Genomic DNA, 16,949 nt, shown 5'->3' with positions numbered 1-16,949 from the left:
CTTGCCGTGCAACAAAAAAATCCCATCTCGGAATAATTCTGCTGCACTTTTGCAACGGAGACCGCTTTACGCTATCGAGTGATCACGATGACACATAATCTGGCGCAGGATCTGGAGCAATGCGCGCTGCCGAGCGCGCTGGAGATGATGGGCGAGCGCTGGTCGTTCCTGATATTGCGCGGCGCCATGGGGGGCATCCGCCATTTCGAGGAGTTCCAGTCCGTGCTGGGCATCGCCCGCAACATCCTCGCCAATCGCCTGACGCGGCTGGTGGAAAACGGCATCATGGCGCGCCAGCCCATGCAGTGCGACCGGCGCAAGGTCGAATATCGCCTGACCCAGAAGGGGCAGGAACTCGCCCCCGTCATGGTCGCGCTGCGCCAATGGGGCGAACGCTGGGGCTGCGGCCCGCAATCCTGCCAGGTGCTGGCCGACAGCCGCGACCGACAGCCGATCCGCCGCATGACGATCCAGTCGCATGACGGCCGCGACCTGGCGATCGAGGAGCTGGTCTGGCTCTGCCCGGACGGCGTGGCGCCGGTGATGGCGGAAACCGCCGTCGGCTGACTCCGCCGCCATGGCGGATTCGGCCGGGAGCGCAATCTCCTCGCCCGCCGCGCCGCTCCCGCGCCGGACACAGGCCGTTGCCATTTGCCGCGATCCGTTGTAATGGCGCGCCACCGGACCCCTTGCGGGTCCACCGTCCGAGACAGTTGGTGAAGGGAATCCGCCCTTCTTAATATCCAGCCTAGACGGGGAAAAGTTCTTTGCCGGCCGGGCTTTATGCCTGTCCGGGTCTGCCTGTTCCCATGAGGCGCGGGCCAGTCGATCTCTCCCCTTCGGACCAATGCCCCGCGATTCGTCGCGGGTTTTAGCCGTTCGCCGGATTTTCCGGCGGACATGAAGTGGAGAATGGCATGGATCGTAATCAGAAGGCTGAGGTCGTTTCCGCGCTGAACGCACATCTGGCAGAGGTGGGCGTGGTCGTCGTGACCCGCAACCTCGGCATGACCGTCGCCCAGTCGACGGACCTGCGCCAGAAGATGCGCGACGCCGGCGCGACCTACAAGGTTACGAAGAACCGCCTCGCCAAGATCGCCCTTGAAGGCACCGACTATACCGGCATCAGCGACCTGCTGACCGGTCCGGTCGCGCTCGCCTCCTCGGCCGATCCGGTCGCCGCCGCCAAGGTGGTGGTCGATTTCGCCAAGACCAACGACAGGATCGAGATCGTTGGCGGCGCGATGGGCGAGACAGTGCTGGATGCGAACGGCGTCAAGGCGCTCGCATCGATGCCGTCGCTGGATGAACTGCGTGCGAAGATCGTCGGGCTGCTCGTTGCGCCCGCGACCAAGCTCGCGACCGTCACCCAGGCGCCGGCTGCGCAGCTCGCGCGGGTCTTCAACGCCTATGCGGAAAAGAACGCGGCCTGATCTTCAGGACCGCCGGACATTCGTTTCAACTCTCATTGAAGGGGCCGTTCAACGCCCCGCCCAGAAGGGAACAGGTAGAATATTATGGCAGACATTAACGCACTGGTCGATCAGCTGTCGGCCCTGACCGTCCTCGAAGCCGCCGAGCTGTCGAAGGCCCTGGAAGAAAAGTGGGGCGTTTCGGCCGCCGCCGCCGTGGCGGTTGCCGCTCCGGCCGGTGGCGCCGCCGGTGGCGCGCCCGCCGAGGAAGCCAAGGACGAATTCGACGTCATCCTGACCGGCGACGGCGGCAAGAAGATCAACGTCATCAAGGAAGTCCGCGCGATCACCGGCCTCGGCCTCACCGAAGCCAAGGCGCTGGTCGAAGGCGCTCCCAAGGCGATCAAGGAAGGCGTCGGCAAGGACGAAGCCGAAAAGCTCAAGAAGCAGCTTGAAGAAGCCGGCGCGACCGTCGAACTCAAGTAAGCTTTTTTACTCCGCATCTGCGGAGGAAGGATCGGGGCGGCGCCGTCATGGCGCTGCCCTTTTTCTTTTTGGAGCGAGGAAAGGGATTCCGATTCGATCCGAATCGAAATCATCATGCGGAAGATTGCCGCCCGCCCCTTCAACTGGCATGGCGCTGGGCATGGCACGCATCGGCCTTCTTGGCGGTTCCTTCAATCCGGCGCATGACGGGCATCGGGCGATTTCGCTGTTCGCGGCGAAGGCGCTGGAACTGGATGAGGTCTGGTGGCTGGTGTCGCCGGGCAATCCGCTGAAGCGGCGGGCGGGCATGGCGCCGCTGCCCGCCCGGCTCGCGCGGGCGCGGGCGGTGGCGCGGCGCGCCCCGATCCGGGCGACCGCGATCGAGCGCGAACTGCATACGCGCTATACCGTCGATACGCTGCGGGCGATCGGGCGGCGCTATCCCCGGCATCGCTTCATCTGGCTGATGGGCGCCGACAATCTGGCGCAATTCGCCCGGTGGAAGGACTGGCGCGGCATCGCGCGACAGATGCCCATTGCCGTGATCGCCCGTCCGGGTTATGATGAAGCTGCCTATAGCTCCAAGGCTATGGCATGGCTGCGGCGTTTCGTCCGGCCCGCGCGCCAGAGTGCAGACTGGACGGATTGGAGACCGCCGGCGCTTGTGCTGTTGCGCTTTCGCCCTGATCCAAGATCGGCGACCCTGCTTAGGCAGGCGGACCCTCTCTGGCATCGCGAATATGAACAGAAACGCGTGCGCGATCCGCTCACGCGCCGGTTGATCGTCTGAAAAGGAGTTTGTTTGTCCACACCCCGACCCGCCAACGATACGGCCCCCGCCGCCGATAGCGTTGCCGCCCTGCACGACCTTGTCCTCAAGTCGCTCGACGACGACCAGGCGCAGGAAACCATCTCCATCCCCCTCCAGGGCAAGAGCAGCATTGCCGACCATATGGTGATCGCCAGCGGGCGATCGTCCCGTCAGGTCGCGTCGATGGCGCAGAAGCTGGCCGAGCGGATCAAGCAGGCGACCGGGCGTTCCGCGCGGATCGAAGGGCTGCCGGTCGCCGACTGGGTGCTGATCGACGCGGGCGACGTGATCGTCCACCTGTTCCGCCCGGAAGTGCGCAGCTTCTACAATCTGGAGCGGATGTGGGGCTTTGTCGACGCGCCGGCGGCCGGCACCGCCTGACATTCGACAAGCGGCGCGTGACTCTTTAGGGGAGCGGCCATGCTGCTCCACATCATCGCGCGCGGAAAGATCGGGCGCTCGGCCGAAGGGGAACTGGTCGAGCGTTACATGAAGCGGCTGACCATGCCGCACCGGATCACCGAAATGCCCGAAGCCTTGGGCAGGAATGGGGGCGGCAAGCTGCCCCCCGCCCCGCCCGGCACCGTCACGGTGATGCTGGACGAGAAGGGCCGGCAGCTTTCCTCGATGGCGTTCGCGAAACGGATCGGGGAATGGCGCGACGCGGGGACGCGGGAGTGCCGGTTCCTGATCGGCGCGGCGGACGGGTTCGACGATGCGGACCGGGCGGGCGCGGACCTGCTGATCGCCTTCGGCGCGATGACATGGCCGCACATGATGGCGCGGGCTATGCTGGCGGAGCAGCTCTGGCGGGCATGCAGCATATTGGCGGGGCATCCCTATCACCGCGAGGGGTGAGGTGGGACAACCCGGCCCGGAAGCGCGCTTCGTGCCGAATGGCCGAGTTGGATGGTTAGCGGACGGTTTGCTTCCAACATAGGCCCGTTCGCCCTGAGCTTGTCGAAGGGCCGCCTGAGCGAAGTCGAAGGCTCTGCACCTCACTTCGTTCGGTGGAAGGCTTCGACTTCGCTCAGCCCGAACGGAGAGGGGAGCGGTAATAAATACCCGAAACCAGTCCATTGCGGAACCGCCGGTTGTCCCTCGCACATCCCTTTTTGCGCCAGTTTGTTCTCGGTGAAAAACCCGTTCCCACTTTCCCGCGCGATGCTCTAGGCTGGCGGGCATGACGGGCGGGGTGAGCGGCATGGCGAAATGGTGCGGCGCGGCGGCGCTGGCGGGCGCGCTCGCCATGGCGGCGGCGCGCCTGCCCGCGGCGGAGGGCGGCGCGATCATCCTGCCCGGCATGGCGGGCACCACGCTGGATCAGGAACAGGCCGCGCTCAAGGCCGCGCGGCGGCAGGCGGAAGACGCGCGCGGCCGGTCGCAGCGGCTGGAGCAGCAGGCGACGATGGCCCGCGACGAGGCGGATCAAGCCCGCCGCCGCGCCGCCGCCATGGCCGCGCGGATACAGGAATCGGAAGCGGACATTCAGGCGGCGCAGGCGCGGATCACCATCATCGCCCGGCTGCAACGGGCGCAGGCCGCGCGGCTGGCGGCGCGGCAGGAGCCGGTGGTGAAGCTGACCGCCGCCTTGCAGATGATGGCGCGGCGGCCGCTGGCGCTGACGCTGGTGCAGCCGGGGTCGATGACGGACGCGGTGCATATGCGCGCGGTGCTGGGCAATGTGCTGCCCGCGATCCGGGAGCGGACGGCGGGATTGCGCGCCGAACTGGACCGCAGCCGGGAACTCCGGGCGACGGCGCAGCAGGCCGCGGACGCGCTGGCGCGGGGGCGGACGGAACTGAAGCAGCGGCAGGCGGCGCTGGAGCAGCTGGAAGCACAGAAAAGGCTGGCGGCGCGGGATTACCGCTCCAACGCCGGACTGGAGAGCGAACGGGCGCTGGCGCTGGGCGAAAAGGCCCGCGATATCGTGGACCTGATGGACCGGCTGGAGGAAGCGGGCGACCTGCGCGACCGGCTGGCGCAATTGTCGGGGCCGCTGCCGCGCCCGGCCCGGCCCGATCAGGCGCAGGCCCCCGCGCCGCAGCAGAACCGGGCAAGCAGCGGGCCGCCGCCCTATCGCCTGCCGGTCATCGGCCAGCTCGTCACCGGCATGGGCGAGGTGAACGACAGCGGCGTGCGGTCGCGCGGGCTCACCATCGCGGCGCAGGGCGGAGCGCAGGCCGTGGCGCCAACGGCGGGCCGCATCGCCTTTGCCGGGCCCTATCGCGGCTATGGGCAGATCCTCATCATCGACCATGGACAGGGATGGACGACGCTCATCACCGGGCTGCATCGCGTGACCGCCACGGTGGGCGAAGCGGTACGGCAGGGCGATCCGGTGGGCGTGGCGGGTTCGGGGCGGCCCATGGTCACCGTGGAACTGCGGCGCAACGGCAGGCCGGTCGACATCGTGCCGCTGGTGGGGCTGGGCTAGATCAGGTCGAAGCGCGGGACGCGCGACCGTCAAGCCACCGCCGGTTCCAGCAGGCGGATGCTGCCTGCGTCCGAGTCGATCTGCGCGCGCACGCCGACGGGGAGGCTGAACTGGCTGGCGACGTGGCCGAACTGCGCGCCCTGAAAGGCCGGGATGCCCAGCGGTTCCAGATGCTGCTGCAATACTTCCGACAGGGTGAAGCCGCCATAGGACGGGCCTTCGGGCGCGCAGCCGGTGCATTGGCCGAACACCACGCCGGCCAGCTTGCCCAGCACGCCGCCCAGCGCCAATTGGGTCAGCATCCGGTCGACGCGGTAGGGCGCTTCGTTAGTGTCCTCCAGAAAGAGGATCGCGCCGGTGAAGTCGGGCAGCCAGGGCGTCCCCATCAGCGCGGCGAGCACGGTGAGGTTGCCGCCCAGCAACCGCCCGCTCGCCGTGCCGGAACGGAAGGTGCGGATGCGGCCGATGCGCTGGACGAGCCGATCCTCCCGCCCCGCCGGATTGACCAGCGTGGGCGTGGCGCCGTCGAAGGCGATGGCGCGGAAGGCGTCCCAGGAAAAGCCCGGCCAGCTTGCCGAGGCATTGGGGCCGTGGATGGTGGTGAATCCTGCCCGCGCCGCGAAGGCAAGGTGCAGCGCGGTGATGTCGCTGAAACCGATCAGCAGCTTCGGGTTGGCGCGGATCGTCCTGAAATCGAGGAAGGGGAGGATGCGCGCGCAGCCCCAGCCCCCGCGCACGGCGAAGATGGCGCGCACTTCGGGATCGGCGTAAAGCGCGTTCACGTCCGCCGCGCGATCCGCGTCCTTCCCCGCCAGATAGCCATAGCGTTCCACCAGATGCCGCGCGAACTTGGGCTTCAATCCCATGGCGGCGATGGTTTCCTTGACCAGATCAAGGTCGAAGGCGTCATCGGTGAAGCCCGCCGGCTCGATCAGCCCCACCGTGTCGCCGGGACGCAGGCGGGGCGGCTTCACGAAGGCAGGCGCGGGATCGGTCCCCGGCACGGCGGGCGCCTTGGCCGCGATCAGCGCGCCGCCCATGGCCGCGATCAGCGCGCGGCGGTCGAATGCGATGGTCAATAGCGGCTCCCGTCCCTGCGGACATAGTTCCCCCCCGCCCAGCGAAGGTCGATGTCGGAATAATGGGCGTCGCCCAGGGGCGGACGGCCGAACGCCAGAAATTCGCAGTCCCCGTCGCTTTCGTTCAGCAGATGATGGCCGTTCGGCTCGCCCTTCGGAAAGGCCGCCATGTCGCCCGCCCGCATCACGGTGCGCCCGTCATCCTCCACCAGCACGGCTTCGCCCGAAAGCATCACGATGAATTCATCCTCATCCTCGTGCCAATGCCGCTGGGAGGAAGCCGCGCCGGGTTTCAGCACCACATGGCTGACCCCGAAATCGGACAGGCCGCATGTGGGCGCCAGACGCCGGACCCATCGCCCGCTCACCGCCGCTGCATAGGGCGCGGGATAGCCGGTCCCATTGCTCTGCTGAATGATCGTGAGGTCGATTCTGGGCATGGCCCTCCCTTTCCTCCTCCTGCTGGTCAAGCGGCAAGGCTTTCGCTAACGCAGCGGCATGAGCATGACCAGCCCCAATGCCGACGCGGTGGCCCTGACCCGGCGCCTGATCGCCTGTCCTTCCATAACGCCCGCGACCGGCGAAGTATTCGCCGCGCTGGAAGAGATGCTGGCGCCGCTCGGCTTCACCGTAGACCGGTTCGTCGCGGGGGAAGCGCCGGACGGGCCTGTGGAGAACCTGCTGGCATGGCGCACGACCGGGCCGGGGCCGCATTTCGCCTTTGCCGGGCATCTCGACGTGGTGCCGCCGGGGCAGGGCTGGACCAGCGATCCCTTCGTGCCGGAAGTGCGCGGCGACCTGCTCTACGGGCGGGGCGCGGTGGACATGAAGGGCGCGATCGGGGCCTTCGTCGCGGCTTTGCACGCCCTGCCGGACGAGCTGCCGGGCACTGTCAGCCTCATCATCACCGGCGATGAGGAAGGCCCGGCGGTCCATGGCACGCTGGCGCTGATGGAGCGGATGGCGGCACGCGAATTGCGACCCGACATGTGCCTGGTGGGCGAGCCAACCTCCACCGCCCGGCTGGGCGACGTGATGAAGATCGGGCGGCGCGGATCGGTCAATATGTGGATTCGCGTGGCGGGCGCGCAGGGCCATGTGGCCTATCCCCATCTGGCCGACAATCCGATCCCGCGCCTGATCCGCATCCTGACCGCCATCGAGGCGGAGGTGCTGGACGAAGGGACAGACTGGTTCCAGCCCAGCAATATCGAGATCACCGATCTGGAAGTCGGCAATCCCGCCCATAATGTGATCCCCGGCGCGGCGACGGCCCGCATCTCCATCCGCTTCAACGACCGGCACAGCGGCGCGTCGCTGATCGAGCGGATCACGGCCATCGCCGCCGCCGAGGGCGGCACGGTGGAGGCGAAGATCAGCGGCGAGCCTTTCCTGACGCAGCCGGGCGCGCTGTCCGGACTGGTGAGCGAGGCGATCCGCGAGGTCACGGGACTGGAAGCGGCGCTTTCGACGAGCGGCGGGACATCGGACGCGCGCTTCCTTTCACGCCTGTGCCCGGTGGTGGAGTTCGGGCTCAACAACGGGACGATGCACAAGCTGGACGAAGCCGTGGGGATCGCGGACCTTGGCGATCTGGCGAGGATCTATGCGCTGATCGTCCGGCGCGCGCTGGCGGGATGATCCGGGTGGATGGCACCCAATTCAGGACGCTGTTTTGGGTGGGGAGCGGACATTCAGATCCTTCCCCATGAGGGCCCGAAACCGCCGCTCGGCCCTAAACGGCATCGCGCCGGGGCCATGCGGACTGCGTGGCATAGCGGTCGATATAGGCCCGCTCGCCCATCGGGCGGTCGAAATGATAGCCCTGGAACAGCGTGCAGCCGATGACGCGCAACATGTCCATCTGGGCCTGATTCTCGACGCCCTCGACCACCACTTCCAGGCCTAGCCCCTGGATCAGGCCGACGATGGCGCTGCATATCGTCCGCGCCTCCGCCGAAACGACGATGTCGCGCACCAGGCTGCGGTCGATCTTGATCCGGTCGACAGGCAGTTCCTTCAGCCGCGACAGGTTGGAATAGCCGGTGCCGAAACCGCCGATCGCCATGCGGACGCCTTCGCGGCGCAGCGCATCCAGTTGCTCCAGCAGGCGGGCGTCCATGCCCATCGTCAGCGATTCGCTGATCTCCAGTTCCAGCATGGCGGGCGGCGTGCCGTGGGTCGTCATGGCGTGGCGCAGGCGCAGGAAGAAATCGGGCTGCTCCAGTTCACGGCTGGAGATGTTGATCGCGATGCGCTGCCCGATCCCCGCCCGCGCCCAGCGGGCCGCGGTCTCGCAGACCCGGCTCATCACCCAGTCGCCCAGCGCGACGATGACCCCGCTTTCCTCCGCCACCGGCACGAAAAGGGCGGGCATGACGAGATCGCGTTGCGGATGCGCCCAGCGCAGGAGCGCTTCGGCGGCCACCGGCTGGCCGCTGGGCGCTTCGATCTGGGGCTGGAATTCCAGCAGGAACTCCTCCCGCTCCAGCGCGCGGAGGAGGTCGCGTTCCAGTTCGGCGCGGTCGGCGGCCTTGAGCGCCAGTTCGGCGGTGAACATCTCGGTCCGGCCGCGCCCCTCGCTCTTCGCATGATACATGGCGATGTCGGCGGCGCGCAGCAAGGCGGTCAGCGTGTCGCCATCGTCCGGGCAGCAGGCGATGCCGATGGACGCGCCCAGATCGACATGCTGGCTGCCGAGATCGAACCGCTCGCCCAGCGCGAACTGGACGGCGCGCGCGACCTTCAACGCGGAGTCGCGGCTGGAGAGGCTGGGGAAGAAGAGGGTGAATTCGTCGCCCGCCAGACGGCCGATCACCGCATCGCCCGTCCCCGCGCTGACCTGCGCCATCACGACTTCGCGCAGCCGTCCGGCGACACGGGCCAGCAACTGGTCGCCCGCCGCATGGCCCAGCGTGTCGTTCACATTCTTGAAGCCGTCGAGGTCGATGAAGAACAGGGCGGCGATGCCGCCCGCCGGGCGCTCGGCCAGCAGCCGCTCCACCTGGCGGCAGAAGCTGGCGCGGTTGGCGAGGCCCGTCACCTGATCGAACAGCGCCAGCGCCTGCACATGGTCGAGATTGGTGCGGACCTGGCTGAACAGGCTTTCCATCGCGACGGAGAGGTCCGGCAATTCCCGGCGCGCTTCGGGCGGCACGGGCGATTGCAGGTCGCCATGCGCCGCAGCAAGCAGGCGGTCGGTGGCGCGGTCGAGCGCAGCGGCGATGGTCGCGATGGCGCGGCGGGCGCAGGCCCAGCTCAACGTGCCGCACAAGATGGCGAGGATCAGCGAGCGGCCGATATCGGCCAATTGCCGGCCCTGCCCCGGTCCCGGAAGCAGCGAAAGAATGAAGACCAGAGCCCCGGCGGCGCAGGCAAAGGCCGTCGCGCGGCTGGTCATCGTCATGCCCTGCATGTGCCTCTCTATGCTGATGCGCCCCGGATGAACGAATGGATCATCCGGATATGAAGGACGGTGGTTAAGAAATGGTCAGTGCGGAGCAGAAAAAAGCGTTACCGCGACCGCCGCAGGATCACATAAAGCGCGCCGTCGCCGCCATGGCGCGGATGCGCGGCGCGGACGCTGGCGATCCGGTCCGCATGGGCGCCGGTTTCGAGCCAGTGGCCGATCTCTCCCCGGATCGCGCCGCGACGCGGCGTGCCGCCGGAAGCCCTGGTTTTCGGAGGTTTTCCGGTAATGACGAGGAGGATGCGCGCGCCCTGCGCGAGCCCCAGCGCCAGTGCCTGCCCCAACCGCGCATGAGCCGACGCGAGCGTGTGGCCATGCAGGTCGATGGTCATGTCAGGGACCAGATTGCCGCTACGGATCCGGCGTTCCCAACCGGAATCCAGAATGGTTGCGGGGGACCGTGCGGCCTGCGGGACGAACGGCAAGTCGGGGGACGGCGTTAACCGTCTTGGCTCGACCGGCTGTTTCATGGGCGCGGCGGCGGGGACCGGCAGGCGGGGCGCCGCGCGGATGGGCTTGACCGAACGGGTGAGCGCCGCCCAGAGCGCCTGCTCTTCAGGAGAAAGCGAACGCCGGGCCATGGCGAGGCGTCACTGGCCGCTCAGCCGCGCATAGGAGCCGATGGGCAGCAGGACCAGCGCGCTGCCCCGCGCCGACATGCCGCCCGCGACGCCGCGCGCCTTCGCGCCCGCGCCCCAGAAGCTGTCGAAACGGTTCGCGCCCTTGATCGCGCCGCCGGTATCCTGCGCGATCCAGACGCCATTGGGTTCCGCCCGATCGAGCGATAACAGGACTGGCGCGCCCAAAGGCACATATTTGGGATCGGCGGCGACGGTGGCTTCGGGCGTCACCGCGACGCCCAGGGCGCCGACCGGCCCGGCGCCGGTCAGTTCGCGGAAGAAGACGAAGCTCTTATTCTCATTCATGATCGCGGCGCCCTCGGCCGGATAGGCGCGCAGATATTGCATGATGTCCTGCATCGACCCGGCCTGGATGAGACCGCGATCCTTCATCAGCTTGCCGATGCCGGTATAGTCGCGGCCATTCTGCCCGTCATAGCCGATCCGCATCACGCCGCCGTCGGGCAGCAGCAGCCGTCCGCTGCCCTGCACCTGCAGGAAGAAGAATTCCACCGGATCGGCGGCCCATGCCAGTTCCAGCCCGCGCCCGGCGAGCGATCCGCTGACGATCTGGGCGCGCTCGTCATAGGGGACGAATTTCGTGCCGTTCACCTTGCCCCGAATGGACTTGCCCTTGAGGGTGTCGCTGAACTGGCCGAGGTCGACATCGATCAGGTCGGGCGGGCGGCGGTAGATCGGCACTTCATAGCCGCGCTGCCGGGTGCGCGAGCCGGAGATTTCCGGTTCGTAATAGCCGGTGACGAAGGCCGTGCCGTCGCCCACCTGCACCGCTTCGAAATAGCGGGAGAAAAATTCGGACGCGCTGGCTTCGGGCCAGCTCGACGCGGCGGCGCAGGCGTTGTTCCAGTCGGACCCGCGCGTCAGGCCGCTCTGGTCCGTGCGGCGCATCAGCGTCGGGCAGGAGATGCGAAAGGCCTGCAAGGCGGCGCGGGAACGCTCGCCAGAGGGAATGAGGCTGGCGATGTCGGGGCCGCGCGTGATTCCGGCCGCGACGGCGGTGCCCTGCTGGTCCGCGGGCTGAGTCGGCGGCGGCGTGGGCGGCAGGGTCGGGCGCGGCGTGGACGGCTGGGGCCGGGTCGCGGCCTCTCCGCCGGAAGAGGATGGGCGGCCGGTCGAAGGCCGTTCCGGCGACGGCCCCGGCCCACCGGCGGAAGGCGGAATCAAACCACCCGCGCAGGCGGACAGCAGCAGCGCCGCAGCCAGCGCACCCCCCGACTGGCGCAGGCTCATGCGGCCTCGTCGGTCTCGCTGAGCTTCCAGTTGGGGTCCGCGCTGCGGATGTCGCGGGTGAAGGTCCAGATGTCGTTGGTGCCGACCGCGTCGGTCAGCGACCCGGCGACGACATGCCCGTCCTTGTCGCGCGTAACGGCGGCGATGTCCGCTTCGAACCGCAGCGCGACTTCGGCGGTGCCGCCATTGACGGAGGCTTCGACGATCTGCGCCTTTTCGATGCGGACGAGGCGGTTGTCGAGCACATGCCCTTCCGCCTCGCGCGCGGCGATCGCTTCCTGGAAGGACGCGAACACGTCGCTGTCGCACAGCCATGCCAGTTCGTCGCGGTCGCCGCGCCAGAAAGCTTCCAGCACCATCCTGTAGGCGCTCTTGGCGCCTTCGACGAATTGCGGGACGTCGAAGCTGCGGTCGGCGGCGATCAGGGCGCGGACGCCGTTTTCAGCGCCGGGCGCGAGCAACCCTTCCGACAGGCGGACCGAATCGCCGCCCATTTCCGGCGCGGGCCGGGGTTGCAGGATCGTCACCTTGGCGCGTTCCTCCGCCGGACGCAGCGCGGGCTCCTGTTCGTGGCCGGTACGCTTGCCCAGCACGGAATAGAGCCGCAACGCCAGGAAACCGGCGATCATGGCGAGGATGACAATCACATACACGGGGGCAAATACCCTTTTTCGCAACAATGGTTCCCGCCTACATAGGCATGTTTGGCCGCAACTTCAAATGCCGCGACGCCATGTCGGGCGCGCGCCGCCATTGCCCTGCCCCGCGCCCCCTGCTAAGCGCGCGGGTCAATCGTTTCGAACGGGCGCGCGCGGGCGCGCCCCGCACTCACATCACCAGCGGGGACAGCATATGGCCGAGGACGCCGACATCATCGACACCAACCAGCCCAACGGCGTGGACGAAGGGCCGCAGATCGCGCTCATCAGCCAGTATATCAAGGACCTGTCCTTCGAGAATCCGAACGCGCCCGCCGTCTATCAATGGCCCGACCAGCCGCAGATCGACGTGCAGTTCAACATCGGCGCCGACAAGGTGGGCGAGGAAGTCGTCGAAGTCTCCCTGAAGATCGAGGTGAAGGCCGTCGCGCCGCAGGGCACCGCCTTTGCCGTCGACCTGCTGTATGCCGGGCTGTTCGGGATGCGGAACGTGCCGGAGGACCAGGCCCAGCCTTTCCTGCTGGCCGAAGCACCCCGTCTGCTCTTTCCCTTCGCGCGCCGCGTGCTGGCCGATGCGATCCGCGACGGCGGATTCCCGCCGCTGCTGCTCGATCCCATCGATTTCGGCGGGCTCTATCTGCAACAGGCGCAGGCCATGGCGCAGACGGCCGGCGAACCGGCGGGCCACGCCTGATCCGGTGCGCCCTTCCCCACGGGTGAAGGGCGGCTGACCCCATGGGCCTGATCCGAGCCACCTCCACCATCGGCGGACTGACGCTGGTGAGCCGCGTGCTGGGCATGGTGCGCGACATGCTGGTGGCGCGGTTCCTGGGCGCGGGGCTGGCGTCGGACGCCTTCCTGATCGCCTGGCGGCTGCCCAACCTCTTCCGCGCACTGTTCGCGGAAGGGGCCTTTTCCGCCGTCTTCGTGCCGATGTTCAACCGGACCATGGCGGAACATGACCGCGACGATCCGGGCAGCGGCAAGGCGGCGGCGGTCGCCTTCGCGGGACAGGTGCTGTCGGTGCTGTTCCCGGTGCTGCTGGTCTTCACCGGGCTGATGATGGTGCTGGCGGGGCCGGTCGTCTGGGCGATGACCGGCGGCTTTCCCGATGGCGGGCCGGAAAAGTTCGACCTTGCCGTCCGGCTGACGCAGATCACCTTTCCCTATCTGGCGCTCATCAGCATCGTGTCGCTGCTGGGGGGCATCCTCAATTCGCTGGACCGCTTCTGGGTGAACGCCGCCGCGCCGGTGCTGCTCAACATCTGCATGATCGTGGCGATCCTCTTCTTCCATGGCGATACGGCGGTGGAGACCGCCTATACGCAGGCCATCGCCGTCACCGTCTCCGGCGTGATGCAACTGGCGTGGCTGACGATTTCCTGCCGCCGGGCGGGGGTGAGGCTGAGGCTCGGCCTGCCGCGCCTGTCGCCGCAGGTGAAGCGGATGCTGGCGCTGATCGGTCCGGCGGCGCTGGGCGCGGGGGCGGTGCAGTTCAACCTGCTCATCTCCACCAGCCTTGCCGCACGCTTCCTGCCGCAGGGAGCGGTGAGCTATCTTTATTATGCCGACCGGCTCAATCAGTTGCCGCTGGGCCTGATCGGCATCGGCGTGGGCACGGCGATCCTCCCCGCCCTTTCCCGCCAGATCGGGTCGGGCCATGAGGAGGCGGCGAGCCATACCCAGAACCGGGCGATGGAATTGTCGCTGTTCCTGGCGCTGCCCGCCGCCGTGGCGCTTTGCGTGTCGGCGACGCCGCTGATCCGGGGGCTGTTGCAGCATGGCGCCTTCACGCCCGCCGACACCATCGGGGCGGCGGGCGCGCTGGCGGCCTTTTCGGTCGGGGTGCCGGCCTATGTGCTCATCAAGGTGCTGACGCCCGGCTTCTATGCGCGGCAGGACACCAAGACGCCGGTCAGGGTCGCGGTCTTTTCCATGCTGTTCAATCTGGTGGGCAACCTGACGCTGATCTGGCCCTTCGGCCATGTGGGCGTGGCGATCTCCACCGCGATCGCGGCGTGGGTGAACGTGGCCGCGCTCTACTGGCTGCTGCACCGGCGCGACCATTTGCGGATGGATGCCCGTTTCCGGGCGAAGGCCGTGCGGATCGTCGCGGCGAGCGCGCTGATGGGCGTGGCGTTGTGGTTCATGAACCCCCTGTTCGATCCCTATATGGCCAGGGGGCTGATGGAGCGCATCGTCGCGCTTGGCCTGTTGTGCGGGATCGGCGGTCTGGTCTATGGGGCGGCGTCCCTGATCTTCAGGGCCTATACCATTCCAGAACTGCGCGCGGCCCTGCGCCGCCCGCCCAAAGCGAGCTAAAAAGACAATGCGCGTCCTTTCCGGCATCCAGCCCACCGGCAATCTGCACCTTGGCAATTATCTGGGCGCGATCCGCAACTGGGTGCGGATGCAGGACGAGATGGAGCCGGGAAGCCAGTGCTTCTTCTTCCTTGCCGACATGCATTCGATCACGATCCATGAAGGCCGCGAGCAGCGCATTCGCAACGTCCGCGACATGGCGGCGGCGCTGGTGGCGGCGGGGATCGACCCGGACCGGTCGGTGCTGTTCAACCAGGCGCGGGTGCCCGCCCATGCGGAATTGTGCTGGTTGCTCAATGGCACGGCGCGGATCGGCTGGCTCAACCGCATGACCCAGTTCAAGGACAAGGCGGGCAAGGACCGGGAAGGCGCTTCGGTCGGCCTGTTCGTCTATCCCGTGCTGCAAGCCGCCGACATCCTCGTCTACAACGCCACCCATGTGCCGGTGGGCGAGGACCAGAAGCAGCATCTGGAACTGGCGCGCGACATTGCCACCAAGTTCAACACCGATTTCGGCGTGGAGCTGTTCACCCTGCCCGATCCGATCATCCCGAAGGAATCGGCGCGCATCATGTCGCTGCGCGACGGCACGGCGAAAATGTCGAAATCCGACCCCAGCGACATGAGCCGCATCAACCTGACCGACGATGACGACGCGATCATGCAGAAGGTGAGGAAGGCCAAGACCGATCCCGAACCGCTGCCCGAAACGGCCGAAGGGCTGGCCGGGCGGCCGGAGGCGGGGAATCTGGTCGGCATCTACGCCACCTTGTCGAACCAGACGGCCGATGCCGTCTGCGCCGCGTTCGCGGGCCAGGGCTTCGGCGCGTTCAAGCCCGCGCTGGGGGAATTGCTGGTCGAAACGCTGCGGCCGATTCGCGAGCGGTTCATGGCATTGCGGACGGACGACGCCGCGCTGGACGCGATTCTGGAGAAGGGCGCGGCCAAGGCTTCGGCGGCGGCGGAACCGACCCTGCGGGCGGCCTATGACGCGATGGGGCTGATGCGGTAGGCCTGAATTGGCCCTGCGCAAGCCATCAGGAGCGGAATGCCGGTCCGCTCCATGGTCCCGCAGCTTTCCCGACCCGAATGACGGAACATTTCCGTCCGTGCCGTCTTGAGATTGACGGAGCATGGTTTGCGCCCGCTTGCCTCTCTCGCGCGTTCAAACGATGTTCAGTTGCGTTTTGCTATGGCAGGGCGCAAAGATGATTGGCGAGCCGTTACGGCTCGGTAAGGACAGAAGAAAATGACCCGTTTCAAGAAGATCGGCATGTTTGCGGCGCCCGCTCTGGCGCTGGTGGCGCTTTCGGGTTGCGCTTCCTCGTTCAAGGCGGATGTCGCCCGCTTCCAGCAGCTGCCAGCCCCCGCCGGGCAGAGCTTCACCATCGTCTCCGACGATCCCCGGCTCGCGGGCGGGCTGGAATTCGGCCATTATGCCGATCTGGTCGGCCAGCGCCTGACGCAGGTCGGCTACAGGCCGGCCAACGATCCGGCGCGCGCGGATCTGGTCGTCCGGGTGGCCTATGATGTCGACAACGGCCGCGAGCGGGTACGCTCGACCGGCTTCGCGCCCGATCCCTTCTTCTATGGCGGTTGGGGCTGGCGCGGGCGCTGGGCGCGGCCCTGGGGCTATGGCTTCTACGATCCGTGGCTGTTCGGCCCCGGCGGCGGCTATGCCGACGTGACGAGCTACACCGTCTATACCAGCGACCTCACCATGAAGATCGACCGCGCGGCGGACAATCGCCGCCTGTTCGAAGGCAAGGCAAGCGCGCAGTCGCTGTCGAACAAGCTCACCTATCTGGTGCCGAACCTGATCGACGCGATGTTCACCGGCTTTCCGGGACAGAGCGGCGAGAATGTGAAGATCACCCTGCCGCCCGAAAAGAAGGGCTGAGCACGATCCTACCAAGGGCGGCTCCCAGCCAAGGCCCGTTTCGCCCGGCGGTCGATGATCGCCGGGCTTCTTTTTGGGAGCGGGCGGGAAGCCATGCCTCGTCCCGACCCGGCCCCGGCGGTTGCCAGTTCGGGATTGGCAAACGGGACGTTGCCCGCGCATAGGTAAGGCATGAGCACGGCTTTCATCTATATCGGGGCGGCGCTGGCCGAAATCGGGGGTTGCTTCGCCTTCTGGGCATGGCTGCGGATGGGAAAGTCGCCCTTGTGGCTGGTTCCCGGCTGTCTTTCCCTCGTCCTTTTCGCATGGCTTCTGACGCTGGTGGATACGAGCCATGCGGGGCGGGCCTATGCGGCCTATGGCGGCATCTACATCATGTCGGCGCTGCTGTGGCTGTGGGCAGCGGAAGGAGTGCGGCCGGATCGCTGGGATATGGGGGGCGTCGCGCTCTGCCTTGCCGGGGCGGCGGTGATCCTGCTGGGGCCGCATCGAGCCTGAAGCGC

The 16,949-nt window shown here is 67.5% G+C and carries 19 protein-coding genes; 13 read left to right on the top strand and 6 right to left on the bottom strand.

The window, feature by feature from the left end; genetic code table 11:
* The first annotated feature begins 87 nt into the window (after positions 1-87).
* The 7 genes from SCLO_RS17250 to SCLO_RS17220 all read left to right on the top strand — a co-directional run bounded on the left by SCLO_RS17250 (position 88) and on the right by SCLO_RS17220 (position 5,146).
* Positions 88-567 (top strand): winged helix-turn-helix transcriptional regulator, encoded by a 480-nt coding sequence (locus SCLO_RS17250; RefSeq protein ID WP_066514430.1) that lies wholly within the window; start codon positions 88-90, stop codon positions 565-567.
* 350 nt (positions 568-917) lie between these two features.
* Positions 918-1,433 carry a 50S ribosomal protein L10 gene (rplJ, locus tag SCLO_RS17245; protein ID WP_066514429.1) on the top strand — a complete coding sequence of 172 codons (516 nt, stop codon included), beginning with the start codon at positions 918-920 and terminating at the stop codon, positions 1,431-1,433.
* An 84-nt stretch (positions 1,434-1,517) separates the two neighbouring features.
* Entirely contained in the window at positions 1,518-1,898 is a 381-nt protein-coding gene (gene rplL, locus SCLO_RS17240) for a 50S ribosomal protein L7/L12 (protein WP_066514428.1), read from the top strand.
* 160 nt (positions 1,899-2,058) lie between these two features.
* Positions 2,059-2,688 carry a nicotinate-nucleotide adenylyltransferase gene (locus tag SCLO_RS17235; protein WP_066514751.1) on the top strand — a complete coding sequence of 210 codons (630 nt, stop codon included), beginning with the start codon at positions 2,059-2,061 and terminating at the stop codon, positions 2,686-2,688.
* A gap of 12 nt (positions 2,689-2,700) precedes the next feature.
* Entirely contained in the window at positions 2,701-3,090 is a 390-nt protein-coding gene (gene rsfS / locus SCLO_RS17230) for a ribosome silencing factor (RefSeq protein ID WP_066514425.1), read from the top strand.
* 39 nt (positions 3,091-3,129) lie between these two features.
* Positions 3,130-3,567, top strand: coding sequence for a 23S rRNA (pseudouridine(1915)-N(3))-methyltransferase RlmH (locus SCLO_RS17225; protein WP_066514419.1), 438 nt, complete (start codon positions 3,130-3,132; stop codon positions 3,565-3,567).
* A 346-nt stretch (positions 3,568-3,913) separates the two neighbouring features.
* A complete protein-coding gene (locus SCLO_RS17220) occupies positions 3,914-5,146 on the top strand; it encodes a murein hydrolase activator EnvC family protein (protein ID WP_066514416.1) in 1,233 nt (410 codons plus the stop codon).
* A gap of 29 nt (positions 5,147-5,175) precedes the next feature.
* Here SCLO_RS17220 and SCLO_RS17215 read toward each other — a convergent pair whose 3' ends face one another.
* Positions 5,176-6,186: a S66 peptidase family protein gene (locus tag SCLO_RS17215; protein ID WP_174521941.1), complete on the bottom strand. Its 1,011-nt coding sequence runs from the start codon at positions 6,184-6,186 to the stop codon at positions 5,176-5,178.
* A gap of 35 nt (positions 6,187-6,221) precedes the next feature.
* The gene (locus tag SCLO_RS17210) at positions 6,222-6,665 is read right to left on the bottom strand and encodes a cupin domain-containing protein (RefSeq protein ID WP_066514414.1); all 444 of its coding nucleotides are present in this window, start codon (positions 6,663-6,665) and stop codon (positions 6,222-6,224) included.
* Between the two features lie 58 nt (positions 6,666-6,723).
* On the opposite strand from SCLO_RS17210, the gene dapE reads away from it, so the two are divergent.
* Positions 6,724-7,866 (top strand): succinyl-diaminopimelate desuccinylase, encoded by a 1,143-nt coding sequence (gene dapE / locus SCLO_RS17205; RefSeq protein WP_066514412.1) that lies wholly within the window; start codon positions 6,724-6,726, stop codon positions 7,864-7,866.
* Positions 7,867-7,960: 94 nt separating this feature from the next.
* Here the strand turns inward: dapE and SCLO_RS17200 are convergent, their stop codons facing one another.
* From SCLO_RS17200 to SCLO_RS17185, 4 genes are all read right to left on the bottom strand, one after another.
* Positions 7,961-9,640 carry a putative bifunctional diguanylate cyclase/phosphodiesterase gene (locus SCLO_RS17200; protein WP_066514409.1) on the bottom strand — a complete coding sequence of 560 codons (1,680 nt, stop codon included), beginning with the start codon at positions 9,638-9,640 and terminating at the stop codon, positions 7,961-7,963.
* A gap of 98 nt (positions 9,641-9,738) precedes the next feature.
* Positions 9,739-10,275, bottom strand: coding sequence for a Smr/MutS family protein (locus SCLO_RS17195; RefSeq protein WP_066514408.1), 537 nt, complete (start codon positions 10,273-10,275; stop codon positions 9,739-9,741).
* 9 nt (positions 10,276-10,284) lie between these two features.
* Positions 10,285-11,565 (bottom strand): murein transglycosylase A, encoded by a 1,281-nt coding sequence (gene mltA / locus SCLO_RS17190; RefSeq protein ID WP_066514406.1) that lies wholly within the window; start codon positions 11,563-11,565, stop codon positions 10,285-10,287.
* Positions 11,562-12,218 (bottom strand): Tim44/TimA family putative adaptor protein, encoded by a 657-nt coding sequence (locus tag SCLO_RS17185; protein WP_066514403.1) that lies wholly within the window; start codon positions 12,216-12,218, stop codon positions 11,562-11,564. The genes mltA and SCLO_RS17185 overlap by 4 nt, the downstream gene beginning before the upstream one ends.
* Before the next feature lie 199 nt (positions 12,219-12,417).
* Between SCLO_RS17185 and secB the strand changes: the two genes are divergently transcribed.
* The 5 genes from secB to SCLO_RS17160 all read left to right on the top strand — a co-directional run bounded on the left by secB (position 12,418) and on the right by SCLO_RS17160 (position 16,944).
* Positions 12,418-12,918 carry a protein-export chaperone SecB gene (gene secB / locus SCLO_RS17180; RefSeq protein ID WP_066514399.1) on the top strand — a complete coding sequence of 167 codons (501 nt, stop codon included), beginning with the start codon at positions 12,418-12,420 and terminating at the stop codon, positions 12,916-12,918.
* A gap of 41 nt (positions 12,919-12,959) precedes the next feature.
* Positions 12,960-14,546: a murein biosynthesis integral membrane protein MurJ gene (murJ, locus tag SCLO_RS17175; protein ID WP_066514398.1), complete on the top strand. Its 1,587-nt coding sequence runs from the start codon at positions 12,960-12,962 to the stop codon at positions 14,544-14,546.
* 7 nt (positions 14,547-14,553) lie between these two features.
* Complete coding sequence (gene trpS, locus SCLO_RS17170; protein WP_066514391.1) at positions 14,554-15,558, top strand: tryptophan--tRNA ligase; 1,005 nt, start codon at positions 14,554-14,556, stop codon at positions 15,556-15,558.
* A 237-nt stretch (positions 15,559-15,795) separates the two neighbouring features.
* On the top strand, positions 15,796-16,446 hold the full coding sequence (locus SCLO_RS17165; RefSeq protein WP_066514389.1) for a DUF4136 domain-containing protein: 651 nt from the start codon (positions 15,796-15,798) through the stop codon (positions 16,444-16,446).
* Positions 16,447-16,617: 171 nt separating this feature from the next.
* Positions 16,618-16,944, top strand: a complete 327-nt coding sequence (locus tag SCLO_RS17160) for a YnfA family protein (protein WP_066514385.1) — start codon at positions 16,618-16,620, stop codon at positions 16,942-16,944.
* Positions 16,945-16,949: the final 5 nt, after the last annotated feature.

It is taken from the genome of Sphingobium cloacae (assembly GCF_002355855.1).
Taxonomy (GTDB): Bacteria; Pseudomonadota; Alphaproteobacteria; order Sphingomonadales; family Sphingomonadaceae; genus Sphingobium; species Sphingobium cloacae.
This window is presented reverse-complemented; position numbering and strand designations above follow the sequence as displayed.